Source organism: Nitrospirota bacterium (genome assembly GCA_004296885.1).
Lineage (GTDB): Bacteria > Nitrospirota > Nitrospiria > Nitrospirales > Nitrospiraceae > SYGV01.
Window position 1 is genome coordinate 344,298 of record SCVN01000016.1, and the last position, 18,796, is coordinate 363,093.

At 62.9% G+C, this 18,796-nt stretch carries 14 protein-coding genes; 5 read left to right on the plus strand and 9 right to left on the minus strand.

Going from position 1 to position 18,796, the window contains the following annotated elements:
* Positions 1-17: 17 nt before the first annotated feature.
* From EPO61_10685 to EPO61_10695, 3 genes are all read right to left on the minus strand, one after another.
* Positions 18-1,319, minus strand: a complete 1,302-nt coding sequence (locus EPO61_10685) for a DUF1015 domain-containing protein (GenBank protein TAJ08545.1) — start codon at positions 1,317-1,319, stop codon at positions 18-20.
* 18 nt (positions 1,320-1,337) lie between these two features.
* The gene (gene amrA / locus EPO61_10690; GenBank protein ID TAJ08546.1) at positions 1,338-1,868 is read right to left on the minus strand and encodes an AmmeMemoRadiSam system protein A; all 531 of its coding nucleotides are present in this window, start codon (positions 1,866-1,868) and stop codon (positions 1,338-1,340) included.
* A 74-nt stretch (positions 1,869-1,942) separates the two neighbouring features.
* Positions 1,943-2,947: a polyprenyl synthetase family protein gene (locus tag EPO61_10695; protein TAJ08547.1), complete on the minus strand. Its 1,005-nt coding sequence runs from the start codon at positions 2,945-2,947 to the stop codon at positions 1,943-1,945.
* A 282-nt stretch (positions 2,948-3,229) separates the two neighbouring features.
* On the opposite strand from EPO61_10695, the gene EPO61_10700 reads away from it, so the two are divergent.
* Both EPO61_10700 and EPO61_10705 read left to right on the plus strand, forming a co-directional pair.
* Positions 3,230-7,777 (plus strand): glutamate synthase large subunit, encoded by a 4,548-nt coding sequence (locus EPO61_10700; protein TAJ08548.1) that lies wholly within the window; start codon positions 3,230-3,232, stop codon positions 7,775-7,777.
* Positions 7,778-7,886: 109 nt separating this feature from the next.
* Positions 7,887-9,323, plus strand: a complete 1,437-nt coding sequence (locus EPO61_10705) for a glutamate synthase subunit beta (protein TAJ08549.1) — start codon at positions 7,887-7,889, stop codon at positions 9,321-9,323.
* Positions 9,324-9,331: 8 nt separating this feature from the next.
* Here EPO61_10705 and EPO61_10710 read toward each other — a convergent pair whose 3' ends face one another.
* Entirely contained in the window at positions 9,332-9,571 is a 240-nt protein-coding gene (locus EPO61_10710) for a hypothetical protein (GenBank protein TAJ08550.1), read from the minus strand.
* A 566-nt stretch (positions 9,572-10,137) separates the two neighbouring features.
* Between EPO61_10710 and EPO61_10715 the strand changes: the two genes are divergently transcribed.
* Together EPO61_10715 and EPO61_10720 are read left to right on the plus strand one after the other, a co-directional pair.
* Positions 10,138-10,968 carry a hypothetical protein gene (locus EPO61_10715; GenBank protein TAJ08551.1) on the plus strand — a complete coding sequence of 277 codons (831 nt, stop codon included), beginning with the start codon at positions 10,138-10,140 and terminating at the stop codon, positions 10,966-10,968.
* A 51-nt stretch (positions 10,969-11,019) separates the two neighbouring features.
* Positions 11,020-11,877 (plus strand): hypothetical protein, encoded by an 858-nt coding sequence (locus EPO61_10720; GenBank protein TAJ08552.1) that lies wholly within the window; start codon positions 11,020-11,022, stop codon positions 11,875-11,877.
* Positions 11,878-11,924: 47 nt separating this feature from the next.
* On the opposite strand, the gene EPO61_10725 is transcribed toward EPO61_10720, so the two are convergent.
* The gene (locus EPO61_10725) at positions 11,925-12,767 is read right to left on the minus strand and encodes a hypothetical protein (protein TAJ08553.1); all 843 of its coding nucleotides are present in this window, start codon (positions 12,765-12,767) and stop codon (positions 11,925-11,927) included.
* A gap of 164 nt (positions 12,768-12,931) precedes the next feature.
* Between EPO61_10725 and EPO61_10730 the strand changes: the two genes are divergently transcribed.
* Positions 12,932-13,576: a hypothetical protein gene (locus tag EPO61_10730; protein TAJ08554.1), complete on the plus strand. Its 645-nt coding sequence runs from the start codon at positions 12,932-12,934 to the stop codon at positions 13,574-13,576.
* 46 nt (positions 13,577-13,622) lie between these two features.
* On the opposite strand, the gene EPO61_10735 is transcribed toward EPO61_10730, so the two are convergent.
* From EPO61_10735 to EPO61_10750, 4 genes are all read right to left on the minus strand, one after another.
* A complete protein-coding gene (locus EPO61_10735; GenBank protein TAJ08555.1) occupies positions 13,623-14,588 on the minus strand; it encodes a glycosyltransferase family 2 protein in 966 nt (321 codons plus the stop codon).
* The gene (locus EPO61_10740) at positions 14,306-15,208 is read right to left on the minus strand and encodes a class I SAM-dependent methyltransferase (protein TAJ08556.1); all 903 of its coding nucleotides are present in this window, start codon (positions 15,206-15,208) and stop codon (positions 14,306-14,308) included. Before EPO61_10740 ends, EPO61_10735 begins: the two co-directional genes overlap by 283 nt.
* 9 nt (positions 15,209-15,217) lie before the next feature.
* On the minus strand, positions 15,218-17,074 hold the full coding sequence (locus tag EPO61_10745; GenBank protein ID TAJ08557.1) for a hypothetical protein: 1,857 nt from the start codon (positions 17,072-17,074) through the stop codon (positions 15,218-15,220).
* A gap of 110 nt (positions 17,075-17,184) precedes the next feature.
* Positions 17,185-18,630 (minus strand): hypothetical protein, encoded by a 1,446-nt coding sequence (locus EPO61_10750; protein TAJ08558.1) that lies wholly within the window; start codon positions 18,628-18,630, stop codon positions 17,185-17,187.
* Between the last annotated feature and the right edge of the window lie 166 nt (positions 18,631-18,796).

Consider the following 18,796-nt stretch of genomic DNA (forward strand, 5'->3'; position numbering starts at 1 on the left):
GGACAGATGGTTGATGGCTACTCTTGCATCACGTTTATCACCAGCCCTGTCAAAGGTTTCGGGAAGAAATAGGTGGACTTGTGGGGCATCCGTTCGCCGGCTTGGGCGACCGCGCGCACTTCCGCGACCTTCGTCGGATTGAGCAGCAGCGAGGCGGTGGCCTTGTCCTGGGCGACAAGGTCGAGGGCTTCCTGATCGTCCTTGGTATAGATCAAGGCATGCTGATCGGCCTCGTTGGGGCAGAGCCGGTTTATGACCAGGGTTTGCAGGAGCGATACATCGAGCTTATCCCGTTCCGAGGCGCCGACTTTCGGCCGGTGGCTCGGCTTGACCGAGAGCAACAGGGGGGCCGCCTCGCCGCGGAGCGCCAGGCCGAAAACCGGTGCAGCCTGCCCGCGGCTTCGGAGCGTGCGCAGAAACTGTTGCCGGGGAACCTCCTCGATGTCGCAGGTCTCGCCAAGCAGTCGCTTGATGTCGGCAAGCGGCGGCACGGACGTGGTGAGCACCCGATGGGTCGGCAGCACGGTCAGCCCCGGATCTTCCAAACTGGAAAACAGCATGAGTACGCTGTCGAACGGATGCAGCCCGCCGGTGGCCGGTAGGCCCGCTTCTTGGCGCCGGCGCCGCCGGTAGGCCAGGGCGGTCTCATAACGATGGTGCCCGTCGGCGATGAAGAGCGGTTTGGGCTTGAGGGCGTCGGTCAGCGTCTTCAGAACCGACGGGTCGTTGATGGTCCAGAGCCGCTGCCGGCACCCGGTGTCGTCCTGAAAATCAAACCGCGGACGATGCACGTCGATGGACTTGTCGATCAAGGCCAGGACTCCGCCGTCCGGATCGGAAAACAGGGAGAAGATCGGGCTCACGTTGGCGCGGCAGGCCGAGAGCAGTTCCATCCGGTCGGCCTTGGCCGCGGAGCGCGTGTTCTCGTGCGGGTAGATGTGACCGGTGCCGAACTCCGCCAGTTCCACCGTGGACAGGAAACCCTTCAGCACCCGCCGCCCTTCCCCTGGGCTTGAGCCGGGCGCTTGGTAGTCGATCTGGTAAGGATAGATCGCCGGCGCCGCATCGCGCGTGAGCGCGCCCTTGGCCAGCCAGTCGCGCAACAGGTCCGCCGCGCGGGTGTACCGGTTCCGTCCCGGGCCGTCGCCCGGCTCGTCCAGGCCCAGCTCGATGCGGATTACGTTGTTGGGGTGGCGCTCGTGCAGGGCGGCCTGGCCCGCCGCGTCGATGATGTCGTACGGAGGGGCCACCACCTTGGCGATATCGCCCACGGATGCCGGATTGTACAGGACGCCACGGAACGGAATCAGATTCGCCACGCGTGCCTCACTTTTCGTTCAATGAAAACGTTGGACTTCAAAGCGCAAGAGTTCGACCGGATCGTCGGCGCCCAGGCCGGCCTTGACCCGCGCCGCCGCCACTTGTTCCGAAACGGAACGGATGCCCTCGATGGCGGGCAGGAGCACGCTCCGTTTCTCGCCCGCCCGCACGACGATGCCATACCGGGCTGGGTCCAACGCCTCGAGGCCGGACACCGGCTCGCAGGGGCCGAGGATATCGACGGCGATAGACAGGCTCGCCAGTTCGTACATCTGCACCGGCGGGAACCGGGGATCGCGCGTGGCGGCGCCGATGGCGTTCCGGACGACCTCGATCGCCAGGGTCTCGTGCAATGGTTCGGTCGTGCCGATGCAGCCGCGGAGACGTCCTTCGTGCTTGAGGCAGACAAACGCTCCGGCGGGGCGGAGCGCCTCCGGCCAGGCCTCGTAGAGAGCGGCCGGGGGCTCCAGCACCTGTCGATCGGCGAGGAACGCCGCAATCGCCTGCGTGGCCAGCCCGACCAAGGGATGCGTCGCGTGACGAGTCATGGGTCCGGTGTGAGGAAGCGTCGTTAAGATAGCCATACGAAGCGCGCCACAGTAGGGCAATGACGGATGACGGGTTATCGGTCGCGGTTGACCATGTAGTCGGCGACGATGACCAGCGCGCGCATGGCCGGCGAATCGTTGAACAGGGCCAGGCTCCGGGTGGCTGCCGCGACGTAGACGCGCGCCCGCTCCATCGCGTAGGCGATGGAGCCATAGTCCTGCATCAGCGCGATGATCCGTTGCAGGTCGGTGTCTGACAGAGTCCGGGTCTCCAGACGATCCTTGATCATCTGCCGGTCCGGCTCCGGGCAGTGTTGCAGCAAGTGGAGCAGCGGGAGCGTGATCTTGCCCTCCCGCAGATCCTGCCCCAGCGTTTTACCCAACCGCGCTCCGTTGGCCGTGTAGTCGAGCGTGTCGTCCGCCATTTGAAAGGCGATGCCGATGTACTCGCCGAACCGGAACAGCGCCGTTTGCTGTTCTTCGGAGGCGAGGCCGATGATGGCGCCGATGCGGCAGGACGTGGCGATCAGGCTCGCCGTTTTATGCTCCACGATCCGGATATAGTCGTCTTCGGTCATGGCGATGCTGCCGTGATGGTAGAGTTGCAGCACTTCGCCTTCCGCCATCTTGCTGCAGGCTTCCGCCAGCGTTTCGTTGACGGCCTGGTTTTTGAAGGTCACGATTTGCCGCATGGCATGGGAATAGAGATAGTCGCCGACGAGGATGCTGATTTGATTGCTCCAGACTTTGCGGGCGGTCTGCCGGCCGCGGCGCAGGTCGGCGTCGTCCACCACATCGTCGTGCAGGAGCGTGGCGGTATGAATGAATTCGACGAGACTGCCGAGACTCTGCGGATCGGAGGAGGTGTTCCCGCACAGCCGGGCGCAGAGCAGCAGCAGGAGGGGGCGGATGCGCTTGCCTCCGCTGCTGAGAATGTGGGCCGAGACGGTGTTGACGAGGGTGACGGACGAATCGAGGTTCTTCCGGATATGATCCTCGACGCCGTCCAGTTCCTCGCCGTAGGCCTCCCACACATCGGCCATGCTCTGGAATGTCGCAGTGGCGGGGCCCGGTCGCATGCGGCGAATAGTAGGGCAGGGGCAGGGCGTTAGTCAAGCCTCGGCGGGCGCGGCAAATCCCTGTGCAGGCGATTCCCGTGACTGCTCAGCCCGAGCCACCATGGGCCGTGGATTGCTTGACAGAATCACGCTCTATCCAGTATGGTGACACTCCGATTTTGCGCATGTTTTCCGTGCCCTGACCGAGGTCATTGCCACGGGTCGGTTCCCCCCTCCCGCAAGCGCCCGGCCCAGCGGTGACGCATCGTGCAACCCGACAATCCAGCAGGAATTGAACGGCCCATGAACATTCCAGGACTCCCCCCCAAGCAAGGCCTTTACGACCCCCGGAACGAGAAGGACGGCTGCGGCATCGGCTTCGTGGCCAGCATCAAAGGGCACAAGTCGCACGGCATCGTCCGACAGGGGCTGCAGGTCCTTGAGAACCTCTATCACCGCGGCGCCCAGGGGTGCGATCCCTGCACCGGCGACGGGGCTGGCATTCTGCTGCAGATCCCGCACGAGTTTCTGCGGCGGGCGGCGGCGGATGCGCGGGTGAAACTGCCGGGCGCGGGCGAGTATGGCGTGGGGATGGTGTTTTTGCCGCCCGACGCGGCGTCCCGCAAGCAGTGCGAGGGGCTCGTCGAGAAGGTCGTGGCGGAGGAGAAAGCCCGGTTGTTGGGCTGGCGCGACGTGCCGGTCAAGAGCGACGCGATCGGCGTCCAGGCGCGCCGGACCGAGCCGGCGATCCGCCAGGTGTTCATCGCCCGCGACACCCTGAACGAAGCGCAATTCGAGCGCAAGCTCTACGTGATCCGGAAACGGATCGAGAACGCGATTCGCCAGTCCGCCATCGAAGGGCGGGAGTACTTCTACATTCCCAGCCTGTCGGGCAATACGATCGTCTACAAGGGCTTGCTGCTCCCGCATCAGATGGCGGCCTATTACCAGGACCTGACGGATGCCAGCGTGATCAGCGCCCTGGCCCTGGTCCATTCCCGTTTCAGCACCAATACGTTCCCGACTTGGCCGCTGGCCCATCCCTACCGCTACATCTGCCACAACGGCGAAATCAACACGCTCAAGGGCAACGTGAACTGGATGCGGGCGCGCCAGGGCCGGCTCGGGTCGGACCTGTTCGGGACGGACATCCCCAAGCTGTTTCCGATCGTCCACGATCAGCAGAGCGACTCGGCCTGTCTCGACAATGCGCTCGAGTTTCTGGTCTTGGGCGGGCGTTCCCTGCCGCACGCGATGATGATGCTGATCCCGGAGCCCTGGGTCGGCAACCCGCAGATGGACCTGGACCGGCGCGGATTTTACGAGTACCACGCGGCCATGATGGAGCCCTGGGACGGTCCGGCCGCCGTCTGCTTCACCGACGGCAAGCTGATCGGCGCCACGCTGGACCGGAACGGCCTGCGGCCCTGCCGGTACCAAGTCACGACCGACGATCTGGTGGTGTTGGCGTCCGAGGCGGGGGTGCTGCCGGCCGAGGCGAAACAGATTCGCCAGAAGGGCCGCCTCCAGCCGGGGCGCATGTTCCTGGTGGACACGGCGCAGGGCCGCATCATCGACGACGAAGAGATCAAGGCCGACATCGTGGGCCGGAAACCCTACCGGGCCTGGGTGACCCAATACCGCATCTCCCTGGATGAATTGCCGGAGCCGTTGAACGTGCCGCAGCCGGACCATCCGACGATCCGGCAGCGCCAGCAGGCGTTCGGGTACACGGTGGAAGAGCTCAAGATGGTCATCACGCCGATGGTGGTGACCGGCGAGGAGACGATTTCGTCGATGGGGACCGACACGCCGCTGGCCGTCCTCTCCGAACGGCCGCAACTCCTGTTCAAGTACTTCAAGCAGCTGTTCGCCCAGGTGACCAACCCGCCGATCGACCCCATCCGCGAACAGCTCGTGATGTCGTTGGTGACGAACATCGGGCCCAAGCCCAACGTGATGCAGGAAACGCCGGAGGCCTGTCGCCGGATCAAGGTGCAGCAGCCGATCCTGACGAACTCGGACCTGGAGAAGATTCGCGAGATCGCCGACCCCCATTTCAAGAGCAAGACGTTGCGGATGCTGTTCCGCGTGGCGGAGGGGCCGGAAGGGCTGGGCGCGGCGGTGGACAATCTGTGCCGCGAGGCGTCCCAGGCGATCAAGGACGGGTACAAGTTCCTGATCCTGAGCGACCGCGGCGTGAACGAAGAATGGGCGCCGATCCCGAGCCTGCTGGGGATCTCGGCCGTGCACCATCATCTCGTGCGCGAATGCACGAGGACCGAGGTCGGGCTGATCCTGGAGACCGGCGAGCCGCGCGACGTGCACCACTTCGCCTGCCTCATCGGCTACGGGGCCGGGACGATCAATCCCTATCTCGTATTCGAGACGCTCGTGGACATGGAGCGGGACGGATACCTGCCGGAGGGGCTGGACGCGGTCACCGCCGAGGGCAAATTCATCAAGGCGATCAACAAGGGCCTGCTCAAGATCTTCTCCAAAATGGGGATCTCCACCGTCCAGTCCTACTGCGGCGCGCAGATCTTCGAGGCCATCGGGCTCAACCACGAAACCGTGGACCGCTACTTCACCGGGACGCCCTCGCGCGTCGAAGGCATGGGCATCCGGGAAATCGGTGAGGAGACGCTGCGCCGCCATCGTCTGGCCTACGAGCCGGCGCCGATCCGTCAACTGGACTTCGGCGGCGAAATCCATTACCGCGTCCAGGGCGAACACCACAACTGGAACCCGGAGACGATCTACAAGCTCCAGCACGCGACCAAGCACAATGATCCGAAGACCTTCAAGGAGTTCGCCGCGCTGGTCAACGACGAGAGCAAGCGGCGCTCGAATCTGCGCGGCCTGCTCGACTTCAAATTCCTGCCCGAGCCGCTTCCTCTCGAGGAAGTCGAACCGGCCAAGGATATCGTCAAACGGTTCACGACCGGCGCCATGTCCTTCGGGGCGATCAGCAAAGAGGCGCATGAAACTCTGGCCATCGCGATGAACCGCATCGGGGCCAAAAGCAACACGGGCGAAGGCGGGGAAGACCCGGAGCGGTTTGCTCCGCTGCCGAACGGAGACAGCAAGAACTCCTACATCAAGCAGGTCGCGTCGGCCCGGTTCGGGGTCACGTCCCATTACCTGGTCAACGCCCGCGAATTGCAGATCAAGATGGCGCAGGGAGCCAAGCCGGGCGAGGGCGGCCAGTTGCCGGGCCACAAGGTGGACGAGGTCATCGCGAAGCTGCGGTATTCCACGCCGGGCGTGCAGTTGATTTCGCCGCCCCCGCATCATGACATCTATTCGATTGAGGATCTCGCCCAATTGATCTTCGACCTGAAGAATTCAAATCCGCAGGCGGCGATTTCGGTCAAACTGGTCTCGGAAGTCGGGGTGGGCACGGTGGCCGCCGGCGTGGCGAAGGCGCATGCGGACAAGGTGTTGATCAGCGGCGATTCGGGCGGAACCGGAGCCTCTCCGCTGTCCTCCATCAAGTACGCCGGCATTCCCTGGGAACTGGGCCTGGCCGAAACCCACCAAACGCTCGTGCTCAACGATCTGCGCGGCCGCATCCGTGTGGAAACCGACGGGCAGTTGAAGACCGGCCGCGATGTGACCATTGCCGCGCTGCTGGGAGCCGAGGAATTCGGTTTTTCGACGGCGCCGCTGATTGTCGAAGGCTGCATCATGATGCGCAAGTGTCACCTGAACACCTGCCCGGTGGGGGTGGCGACCCAGGACCCGGTCCTGCGCAAGAAATTCGCGGGCCAGCCGGAGCATGTGGTCAACTATTTCTTCTTCGTGGCGGAGGAGATGCGCGAACTCATGGCCAAGCTGGGGTTCCGCACGGTGGCCGAGATGGTCGGCCGCGTGGACAAGCTCAAGGCCCAGAAGGCGGTCGAGCATTGGAAAGCCAAAGGGCTCGACTTGACCGCGCTGCTCGCCAAGCCTCAGGTGGGGGCGGATGTCGCGACGCATTGTGTCCAGGTGCAGGACCATGGTCTGGCCGGCATTCTGGACAACAAGTTGGTGGAACTGTGCAAGCCGGCCATCGAACGGGGCGAGAAGGTGACGCTGGACCTGCCGATCCGGAACGTGAACCGGACCGCGGGCACTATGCTGTCCAGCCACATCGCCCGCAAGTACGGGCTGGAAGGATTGCCGCCGGACACGATCACGATTAAGTTCACCGGCTCAGCCGGACAGTCCTTCGGAGCGTTCCTGTCCAAGGGGATCACGCTGATGCTGGAGGGGGAGTCGAACGACTATCTGGGCAAAGGATTGTCCGGCGGCAAGATCATCGTGGTGCCGCCCAAGGGCGCCACGTTCGTGCCGGAAGAGACCATCCTGATCGGCAACACCTCGCTCTACGGAGCCACGCAGGGCGAAGCCTATTGCTATGGGATGGCGGGCGAACGGTTCGCCGTGCGCAACAGCGGGGTGAACGCGGTCATCGAAGGCACCGGCGACCATGGCTGTGAGTATATGACGGGCGGGGTCGTGGTGGTGCTTGGCAAGACCGGCCGGAATTTCGCCGCCGGCATGTCGGGCGGCGTCGCCTTCGTGTTGAACGAGGACGGGAAATTCGAACAGCGCTGTAACCTCGGCATGGTGGAATTGGAGAAAGTCGTCACGGCCGAGGACAAGCAGATTCTCAAGGCCATGCTGGAAGCGCATCTGAAGTACACGGGTAGCCGCAAGGCCAAGGCGGTGCTGGACGGCTGGCAAGCGATGCTGCCGAAGTTTGTGAAGATCATGCCGAGCGATTACAAGCGGGTGTTGGCGGAGCGCAAGGCGGTGGCGGCGAAGGACAAGGCGCACAAGGACAAGGAGCTGGCGGCCCATTAGAGCTGAGTGCTGAACGATGAGTGATGAACGCGGAATGGGAGCCTGTACGAAAGTTTTAGATTTCTGAAGTTCATCGCTTAGCATTCAGCGTTCATCGTTAGGGGAAAAGATGGCTGATCCAAAAGGCTTCATGAAATATGCCCGGGAGGGCCCCCAGCGCCGGCCGGTCGAACTCCGCGTGCAGGACTGGAAAGAGCTGTATGAGCCGATGCCGGAGGACAAGCTCAAGGCGCAAGGCGCGCGCTGCATGGACTGCGGTGTCCCCTTCTGCCAGAGCACGAATGGCTGTCCCGTCGTCAACCTGATCCCCGAATGGAACGACCTGGTCCACCGGGGGCGGTGGAAGGACGCGCTCAAGGCGCTTCACACGACGAACAATTTTCCGGAGTTCACGGGGCGGCTCTGCCCGGCCCCCTGCGAGTCGGCCTGCGTGCTCGGCATCAACGAGGACCCGGTCTCGATCCGCGTCGTTGAGTGGAACATCATCGACAAGGGCTTCGACGAGGGCTGGGTCCAGCCCATCCTGCCGACCTCGTCCACGGGGAAAACGGTGGCCATCGTCGGCTCCGGCCCGGCCGGCCTCGCCGCTGCGCAACAGTTGGCCCGCGCCGGGCATAAAGTGACGGTATTCGAGAAAGCGGATCGCATCGGCGGGCTCCTGCGCTACGGCATTCCCGACTTCAAGATGGAAAAGTGGGTTCTGGACCGCCGTCTGGATCAGATGAAGGCCGAGGGGGTCGAGTTCAAACCCGGCGTCCATATCGGGGCGGACATCAGCGGCGAGGAGCTGCGTCGTCAGTTCGATGCCGTGGGTCTCGCGATGGGCGCCGAGCAGCCACGCGAGCTGCCGGTCCCCGGCCGTGAGCTGAAGGGCATCTACCTGGCTATGGATTACCTCACCCAGCAGAATAAGCGCAACGCGGGGGATCGGACGACTGCCGAGCCGATCACGGCGAAAGGCAAGCGCGTGGTGATCATCGGCGGCGGCGACACGGGCTCGGACTGTTTGGGGACTGCGCACCGGCAGGGCTGTGCCGAGGTGCATCAGTTCGAGTTGCTGCCGGAGCCTCCGCCGAAACGGGCCTCTTCCACACCCTGGCCTTTGTGGCCGATGCAGCTTCGCACCTCCCATGCGCATGAGGAGGGCTGTGACCGCCAGTGGAGCGTCTCGACCACCAAGTTCACGGGCCACGGCGGCCAGGTCACGAAACTCCACGCGCAACGGGTTTCCTTCGAGAACGGGAAGTTCGTCCCGGTCCCCGACTCAGCGTTCGAACTCAACGCGGATTTGGTCCTGCTGGCCATGGGCTTCACGGGTCCGGTCAAGAACGGACTCCTCGACGGTCTGGGCGTCAAGTACGATGCGCGGGGCAATGCGGCGGCCGATCAAAACTACATGACGAATGTGGCGGGGGTCTTCGCGGGGGGGGATGTGCGGCGGGGCGCCTCGTTGATCGTCTGGGCCATCGCCGAGGGCCGCAAGATGGCCGCCGCCGTGGACCAGTACCTCCGGGCCGGCCAGTCCGCCAAATCGGCGGCTGCCTGAGTCGTTCGCTACCTCGGTTCGATTTCACCTGCCTGCTTGTCCGGGGCGAAGGCCTCGGAGCACCGGCGAACCACCTTTGCAACCAGTTCGGGATACAGGCGGAGGGTGCAGTCCGGGCAGACCGTGTGGGTCATCAGGGCTTTCTCATGCTTGTCGAACGGCTGGGATCGTCCTTCCCATCTCCCGTCTTCACTCCGCACCTTTTGACAGGCCGCGCAGACCGTGAGCCATGATTCGGCGGTCGCCATAGTCGTGTCTCCTTCCGTTGCCGTTGCGAGGTGGCGGGTTGCTGCGATTGCCCCGCCCGATACTAGCCACTCTGTTCCGCAAGAGCCGTGCCAGGGCCACCCATTTGATCGAAGCAAAGACGGAGAACTCAGGCTCGGAAAGCGGCTGAAAAACAAAGAGCTTTTTAACTGAGTTGAGTCTGTGCCAGGTCTGGATAGTCGGGCAGGCTTGCGGGGGCTAAGATAGAAAGAGGGGGAGTGACGTTATTTGGCTCCCCATGCAAAGTCTTGCGCCTTTTGGACGAGACGCAACATCATGTCAAAGCGGACGATACGTTGCTAGAAACCATGGACGGGTCGAAGCAAGGCAGAGCGGGGATCGGATCGGTCGCCCCGCTCGGCTGGGGTTTGCCCTCGTGACCTGTCGCGCCGGCGGATCTTCAGCTGGATGGTGGAAAACCCTTTTCCTCCATCCAGTGAGAAGTTGTGGACGGCTTGACCTGGAATACGTGATCACCTAGGATGGGCCGGTCAGAGTCCGAGGCGCAACGACTCGGTCGTTTTCCCTTCCCTTGCCGGAGCAAACGATGCCCGAATCTGCAGGCCTGGACTTGGCCGTCCACGATAACGTGATTCCCGAGCCCCGCCGTCGTGAGCCGCTTGATCTCGCCTCTCCCGGTTCCCAGCTCATTCTCTTGCAGATCCTCTTCACCATCGTCTGGTCGTACGAGCTGCTTTTCAGCCCGGATGCAATGTTGTCCATTGAAGCCGAGGAATGGGTAATTCTGGGCCTTCTGGCGTTGGTCGCAGCCCTGCTGGTCTTGCCGAAGGAAATCCTGGAGACCGGCTGGTTGCCCGGCGTTCTGGTGGTGAGCGATACGGTGATTGCGAGCGCGCTGGTCTATTTGTCCGGGAACGGCGTGTCCGATCTCTACTTGACCTATTTCCTGATCGTCCTGCTCGCCGCGACCACCAGGTCGCTGAAGCAAATGATCTGGCTCTCCGTGCTCCTCTGTCTATCCTATGGGGTAGTCCTCTATCTGGAATCATTGACCGATGGGACCCTACAGGAGGGGCAGCTCTTGCGGCTCCCGCTCCTGCTGATTATGGCGATCTTTTACGGAGTCACCACCGAACGGGTGCGCCGGATCAACGATGAGAAATCGGGCCTGCTCGATTACATCGCCGATCGGAAGCAGGCGGAAGAGGAACGGGAGCGGTTGATCAAGGAACTGCAGGAGGCGATGGCGAACATCAAGACCCTGCGCGGATTCTTGCCCATCTGCGCCCACTGCAAGAACATCCGGGACGACAAGGGCTACTGGCGCAGCGTCGAAGAGTATGTCCGTGCCCATGCGGACGTGGATTTCAGCCACGGGATTTGCCCGCGTTGCCTCGAGAAACATTTCCCCGCCTGACAGGAACGGATGTCTTTTCACCTATGAGGGGCGTCTTGGTGAGGTCGGCACGTGGCCGATGGTTCGTCTCCCCTGGAGGTCGTGGTGTCTAAGGTCCTCGGCGAAGCGACGGTGGCGGCGACTCCGATCGAACCGGCGGCCACGGCCAGTTTCGAGACGTCTTCACCCCGTGGACAAACCATCCTCCTCCAGACCCTCTTCAGCATCGTCTGGTCCTATCAGCTTCTCTTCAGCGACAAGCCGTATCTCAGCCAGGAACATCAGCATTGGGTCATTCTGGGGCTCTTGATCCTCGTCGCCGGCCTGATCGTGATGCCCCCGCGGCTGACCGAAGCCAATTGGATTCCCGGCGCACTTCTGGTGGGGAATACCGTGATCAGCGCCGGGCTTATCTTTTTGTCCGGCAACAGCGGGATGGACATCTACCTGACCTTCTTCCTGGTTATGCTCATCGCGGCCCTGGCCAAGTCCATCAAGGAAGTGATCGGGTTTTCCTCCGTGCTGGCGTCGGCTTACGGCGCCGTCCTGTACATGGACTATCTGCACACCCATGTCATCTCCGAAGGCCTCATCCTGCGCCTGCCCATGCTGCTCATCATGGCGGTCTTCTACGGCGTCAACGTGGAGCGGGTCCGCACGATCAACCGGGAAAAAGCGGGCCTGATCGATTACATCGCAGAGCTCAAGCAGACGCATGCAGAAAAGGAACTCCTCATCCAGGAATTGCAGGCCGCGCTGGCGAACGTCAAGATGCTCAGCGGCTTGCTGCCGATCTGTTCGCACTGCAAGAGCGTGCGGGACGACAAGGGGTACTGGCAGACGGTCGAATCGTTTATACGCACCCATGGCGACGTGGATTTCAGTCACAGCATTTGTCCACGGTGCCTCCAGAAGCACTTCCCCGCCTAGCTGCAATCGCGATGACCCTTTGAATAAGGCGGGCTGGCGATCCTAATTTACAAAGGCGACTTGGCGCAGCGGAAGCCGATCGAGGGACTGCGCTGGTCCGGCGGGGCGCCGCTGCGCGTGGCGGCCCGCAACATGGTGGGTTTACTCTTCCACGACCCGCCTCTCACGCCCCGGTAGCGGCCGCTCGATGGGCCGGGCGGGTTGCGCTCGGGGATCACGGAATAGTAGTCGAACCCGAACCAGTCCTGCACCCACTCGGCCACGTTGCCGGCCATGTGATGCAAACCGTAGGGGCTGCGGCCTTCTTCTCCGCTGTCCACGGCCGCGACCAGCGGAATTTCGTGGGCATGGTATTTCCCGAAAATCGCCAGTTCGGGATCGGGTGTGGCATGGCCCCATGGAAAGAGCCCTCCGTCGTTGCCTCGTGCCGCTTTTTCCCACTCGGCTTCCGTCGGCAGGCGCTTGCCCTTGGCCCGGCAAAAGTCCGAGGCGTCGTTCCAGGTCAGGTAGAGCGCAGGCCAACGGGTCAGGACTTGGTCGGGCATGGCATGCACGGTGATGACGTGCCAGATGAGGCGTTTGAGTTCCTCCGGCGGTTCGCGCCGCTGCCGACGAAGGAAGGCCAGGTATTCCCCCAGGCTGACCTCGTCGCGGTCCATGTCGTAGGCATCCAGCCAGATGCGCCGCTGCGGCAGCTCGGTGTCGTCGAACTGGGTGTCCATGCCATAGGGGTCGTCGTCCTTGCGGACGCTTCCCAGGAGAAACCAGCCGGCGGGAATAGGGACCATGGGGGAAGGGCTTGCCAGGGCGGCGATGGCCGCAAGACGCGGTTCCAGTTGTCTTGGATTGACCGGCTGGGCGAGGGAGGTTTGCGGCAACCAGCAGGCCATGATCCAGACGACCGCGAACGCGAGGAAGCCGGCCGTCCTGAAATTTTTGTTAGAAAGAGGCGTCACGGTGACCACGGGGGATTCTAGGGAGATTGGCCCGATAAGGCAAACGGGGTTGCGGGAAACGGTTTGACCCTGGTCCTCGCGCAGGCTATCTTGCCGGCATGAGCAATAGGCGATCGTCTCAAGTCCTGGGTCTCCTGACGACGATGTGTCTGCTGGTTGCGTCCGGCGAGAGTCTGTCCGCCGACCGGCCGACCCTCAAGCCGGAGCCGGTCCCGGCGGAGGAATACCCCATCTATGATCGTGTGATCGGCACCAAGTTTCTCACGTCCCAGACCGAGCGGGTGCTCATCGGGCGGCTGACGGCGACCAGGCTGGGACCGGGTGAGCAAGATATTCCCAGCCAAGCCTACTTTCAGGAGCGGCCACCGTTCGAGGGGGGCCTGGAATCGGAGCTGGTCACGGACTTTATTCTGAAGAACAGCAGACCGGCCCGTCTGGAGGATAAGTTCAACATCGGCGTGCCGTATCGGTTCGTTTCGGAAGAAGGGGTGGAGGAGCCGGAGGTGTCGCTCGCGCCGATCCCCGCCTCCTTCCTTGAACGGACCCAGGAGGCTCCTCCCACCGTCGGCATCCTCACATTCTCGCGCGTGGGATTTTCGCCGCGTCGGGATCGGGCGTTGGTGTATGTGGAGGACGATCGCCAGGACGGCAGCGGCAGCGGGTTGCTCATGCTCCTGCGACGGAGCGAGCCAAACTGGGAATTCCTGGGCACCGAAGTGCTCTGGGTTGCGCGGACGGACTAGCCGTTCTTTAGGCGGTCGGGCAAGGCGACGCGGCGTCGCAAGGGCGTTAGAGACCGATCAGATCCAGGAACAGCCGGCCCAGGAAGAGATAGCCTCTGCGATAGGTCGGCAGCTTGGAATGGCCCCACTTGCGCAGGTATTCGTGGCTGGCCACCTCCGTGACGCGGAAGCCCTTCCTGAGACAGCGGGTCACCATCTGCTGCTCGATGTCGAAATCGTTGGCGGTCAGGTCCAGGGCCGAGGCCACCGGTTTCCGGATCGCCCGGAACCCGTTCAACGCGTCGGTGATCCGGACGTTCCAGCGATAGTTGATGGCAATCGTAATAATCCCTCCGCCGACGCTCCGCAGGTAGTTATCCAGGTCGCCGTGCCATTCGTCGCTGCCGCCCCGGTGACGCGAGCCGATGACCAGGTCGGCCTGATCCTGCAGGATCGGCGCCAGCAGTGCGGGAATCGACGCTGGATCATGGGAGCCGTCGGCATCGATGCAGACCAGAATGTCGCCGCTCGCTTCCGCAATGCCCAATCTGAGCCCCGCGCCCTTGCCACGGCCGTTGTCCAGGATCACGCGGGCTCCGGCCTGCCTGGCCAAATCGGCCGTGCCGTCGGTCGAATGGCCGTCGATGACGAGGACTTCGTCCGCGTAGCGCTTGACCTCCTGTATCACGGTGGCGATGCCGCCGGCTTCGTTCTTGGTGGGAATCACGATGGTGACGGTGGGGGCGTTTTTCATGCCGACTTCTCCTGGGGGATGGGCCTGGCGATCGCGAGCATCGTAGCAAGGGGCACGGAGAACAGATAGGCGCCAAGCGTTTTCCAGCGCCCCAGCGTGCTTTTGAGCAGGGCCGTCGCGAACGGGTTGGTGCGGGCGGTCAGCGCCAGCACATAGTCCAGGGTCAAGACTTTCTTGGTGCTCCGGTGCAACTGCTCCACCCGAAATCCTCCCTGATCGAGGAGTCTGCGCAAGGTAAGCGGGGTGAAGTAGGTCAGGTGTTCGGGCGGACGCACCCATGGATGCCGTTTCCCCATCAAGCGGGGCATCCAGCCGGCCATGTTCGGCGTCTCGATCACGAGCCGGCCTCCCGGAGCTAGCAGGCGGCGGGCCTCAGCCAGAACTGTCCGGGGAGTAGCGACATGTTCCAGCACGTCGAACATCGTGATCACGTCGAAACGTCCCGCGGCAAAGGGCGCTTCTTCCAGCCGTCCGGCGATGACCCTGATCCGTTGCGTCTGGGCTGCGCAGCGCGCCGCCTTGACGGACGGTTCGAGCCCCACGGCATCCCAGCCGCCGGCTGTCGCCGCGCGGACGAAAAATCCGCCTCCGCACCCGATGTCCACGAGCCGGCCGTTGGAGAGCGGTGCGTCGAACAACTGAAGTCGCGAGCGAGCCGTGGCGGTCTTTATGGCTCCATGCTGCACGTGTTGCATGCCGGCGGTATCCTCCTGCGAGAAGGAGAAATATTCATGCCGGTACCAGGCGTCGAGCCACGTTCTGGGCGGCCTCGGGTTGACGTACAGTAACCGACAGACCGGGCATTCGACGATCGAAAATCCATCCTTGGTAAACTTGGGGCGAGATCCGCCTTCGTCGCACAGAGGGCACCGGACTTGAATCAGCGATGGGTCAGCCATGGGCCTCAGTCAGCGCCCTGTCGGCGCAGGCAGGGGTGGGGACGCGCCGATGCGCCGGCGGAGCAACTCCAGGTTTTGCCTGGCCACTCTGTCTTCCGGGGCCAGGGCGATGGATTGAAGCAGCGCCTGTTCTCCCTCGCCGAACTTCTGCTGGTTCGTCAGCGCGACCGCCAGATTGTTCCAGGCGCCATAATCAGTCGGGTCGAGCGACAGGGCCGCCCGATAGGCCTGCTCGGCCTCTGTCCATTGTCCGGCCAGTCTGGCCAGGTCGCCGCTGAAATTATAGGCCCGCCGGCGGACATCGGCCGGTTGCCCCGGCTCCGTCAGCTTGGCCAGCAATGCCGTGGCTTCATCCGCGCGGCCGGCCAACCCCAGCGCATTGGCCAGATATAATTCGTTGTCTGGATTCTGCTCCCTTGTGCGAAGCCGTTCGTAGATCGCGATGGCGTTCTCATATTGCTTATCTTGTTCGTAGGCGTAGGCGAGGTTCCGTTCCAGGCTTGGAACGTCCGGCTCAGCCATCGGCATCCAGCAGAACAGGCAGGCCCCTGCGAGCAGGACCGCCGAGAGCATCCAGGCTCGGCCCTGGTCCGAGAGGGCGCGGCGGCGACTTTCCGTCATGCCGGCCGCCGCGAACAGGATGAGTATCCCGACGATGGGCAGACGGTATCGGGAAGAGACCCAGAAGGGCAGCAGCGACAGGAGGTAGAAGGTCAGGACTAGATACAGCAAGCCGAGCTCGCGCCAGCATCGGCGCAACAGGATCAGCCCTACGAGGGCAAAGGGAGCCACCAGCCAGTACCCGGGGAGGGGCGCACGCAAGATCCAGGAGAACCGCTTGAAGGTCTCGATCCAGTGGTTGTCCGGCATCTCCGCCTCGTTCCAGAAGCGCAGGAACCGGTGGCCGACCATGCGGGCTTGCGTCAGCGGATGCTCCAAGGAGAAGGCGAGGCTCTTGTGCCGCCAATAGGCTCCGACTTCGGCCGGCGTCATGCGGTGGCCTGTTTCGGCCTCCGCACGGCGGTGAAAGTCCACTCGCTCGAACAACGAGGTGGGACGGACGAAGGGCACCGGCGCCAGGTCTCCCGTCTGATTGGCCGGATTGTTGGCTGTGTACAGCACCTGTCCGCCGGAGACGGTGATCAGAATCCAATCCCCCGAGGCCAGCTTGTTGCGGACCGTGACGGGGGCGATCACCATGATGGCCCCCGCCAGCAAGGCAAGGACCGCGCGGCCGCCGGTCCGGCCCCGAAGCGAGATCGCAATGAGAATCAGGCAGGCGGCCACCAAGGCCAGGGCGTTGATCCGGCTGAGCGATAGGAGGCCGACCGTGGCCCCGACGGACCAGAAGGCCACCCACGTCGGCCTGGCCAGGGCGCCCAGGATGAGGAGGACGGAACTGTCCAACAGAAATAGGGCGACCGATTCCTTGAGCAGCAGGCCTTCGTAGTAGAGAAAGGGCAGGTAGGCGGCGGCCAGGATGCCGGCGACTTTCGCAGTGGTTGGGTCAAACAGCCGCCCTGCGATTCGGTAGAGGATCAGCACGTTGAGCGTCCCGAGGAGGACTTGCACCACACGCACCATCAGGTAGCTATGGCCGAACAGGCTGTAGACGATCGCCAGGAAATAGGCCGGTAACGGCGAGTCATAATAGGGATAGTGGTCGAGGAACGGGTCCCCGGCCACGAGCGCCTGCGCCCAGAGGTCGTACATCGCTTCGTCGGTGATGGGATGGAGGAAGTAGGGGTTGTCCAGGATCGTCGCGAGGTAGAGCAACCGGAGCATCAACGCTCCGAGGACGAGACGGGCTTCGAAACTGTGCCGCCAGGGTTGAGTCTGCAACGATGCTGGCGTCGGCGGCTCCATTGCCGGGGAGTATACCGGCGTGAATGATTGGTGTACAGCGAAGCCGTTTTTCAGGATTCGGTGGGATGGAGCGGTCCGCTCACTCGCACGGGGTGAGCGGACCGTCGCGCTCAATAGGCGAAGTCGAAACCGATAAGAATCGTCTGGCCGACCTGATCCCCGCCGTTTACACTCACTCCCTGCGATCGAAACTGGTTGTATTCCGCATGCCAGGCGATATCGGTGCGGGCCGATTGGTGGATGTAGTACCGCGCCATGGCGGTATGGGAATCCACGTCGTTGTAGCCTTTAGCGAAGGTGGGATCGCCTTGGCGGATATTCCTGATCATGTCGTACCGGTAGGTCAGCAGCCAATTGGGCATGTCCAGAATCGACAAGATCGTGGGATACCAATCCAGTTGGACGAACGCGCCGTACCAGCTGGCGTTTTGCGGGTCGGCGATCCCCTGCGAGGCGAAGAGATATTTCGTGTCGCGTCCGTGCATGACAGCGCCGAAGAGATTCCACTGGTTGTCGAAGGTTGTGCTCACATCGACGCCGAGGCGGCTGAAAGGCTGCCCTCCCGATGCAACCCCGCGGCAATCCGGGCAGAGGGGGTTCACCGTGGTGGGGGCGGTGCCGTAGGCCGCAAAGAGGCCGAGCCGATGCCCTGTCACAATCCCGTACCCGCCGAAGGATTGCGTGACATGTCCATAGAAGTTCGTGCCCCGCCCGCCGCCCACGTTGCCGATATTGAGGTTGCTGTTGGAAATGGCGGCCAGTGAGTAACGGAAATAACCGCCGCCCGGCGTCGGAGAGATGCCGGCCAGTTCCAGCCCCGGCTGGTTGGCGCCGAGCTGAAAATCGTTCGGATTGCCGTACGTCGTGTAGCGGGAGGCCACCAGATTGCTCAAGACGGCCGAGTAGGGCGTGCCGGCTTGATAGTGGTACATGACGAAGGGCGTATTGAGGGTCTGGCTCCGTTTTTCGCTGAACGGCACATCCAGTTCAAATTTCCCCACCTTGAGGTTCATGAAGTAGGAATCGCTGCTCCCTCCCAGGAACCGTTGGATGTTGTTCATGCGAATGAAACCGGATTCGAGATCGCTCTGGTTGTTGGCTCTGGTTCCGAATCCTGCGCTGGCCAGCCCCGGAGTAAACACGAGGCCGAAACTGATGTCTCGATGGAGAATCCCAAAGCTGAGAATGTCCAGGCCGGTGAAGCCGAAGCTGCCGGTTTCCACTCCGCCTCCGTCCACGCGGAGGCTGGCGCTCTGATAGCCGACCGTCGTTCTGAACGACACAGGCCAGTACCCCATCGAAATACCTTCGAAGGTCGGGAGGTCGTTATCCGATCCAAGCTGATAGCCGTGATCGCGAAAGAGATTCCCGAAATCGTTCAATTTGGGAAAGCCGGGCACGTGGCAGGTGTTGCACGCGAAGTTGTACTTGCGCGCGAAGGCGGGGATGGCTCCGACCTCTCGTGCTTGCCAGGTCACTTCGTAACCCATCACGGCGAGCAGGCCGATAATCACGAGGAATGCGCCGCGCGGGACTTTGGGACGCTGTCCGGACATGGGGGCTCCTTTCTGTTGGACGCACAAAAAAAGCCCCAGGCGACGTGAAGGTCGCCTGGGGCTCTGGGATCGATCCGCTGGCCGATGGTTATTTAGTCGATGATATTGATTTCAAGTATCATTATCATAATAGAAATTTCCAGTCAAGCCCCGGGCCTGCAGGCTG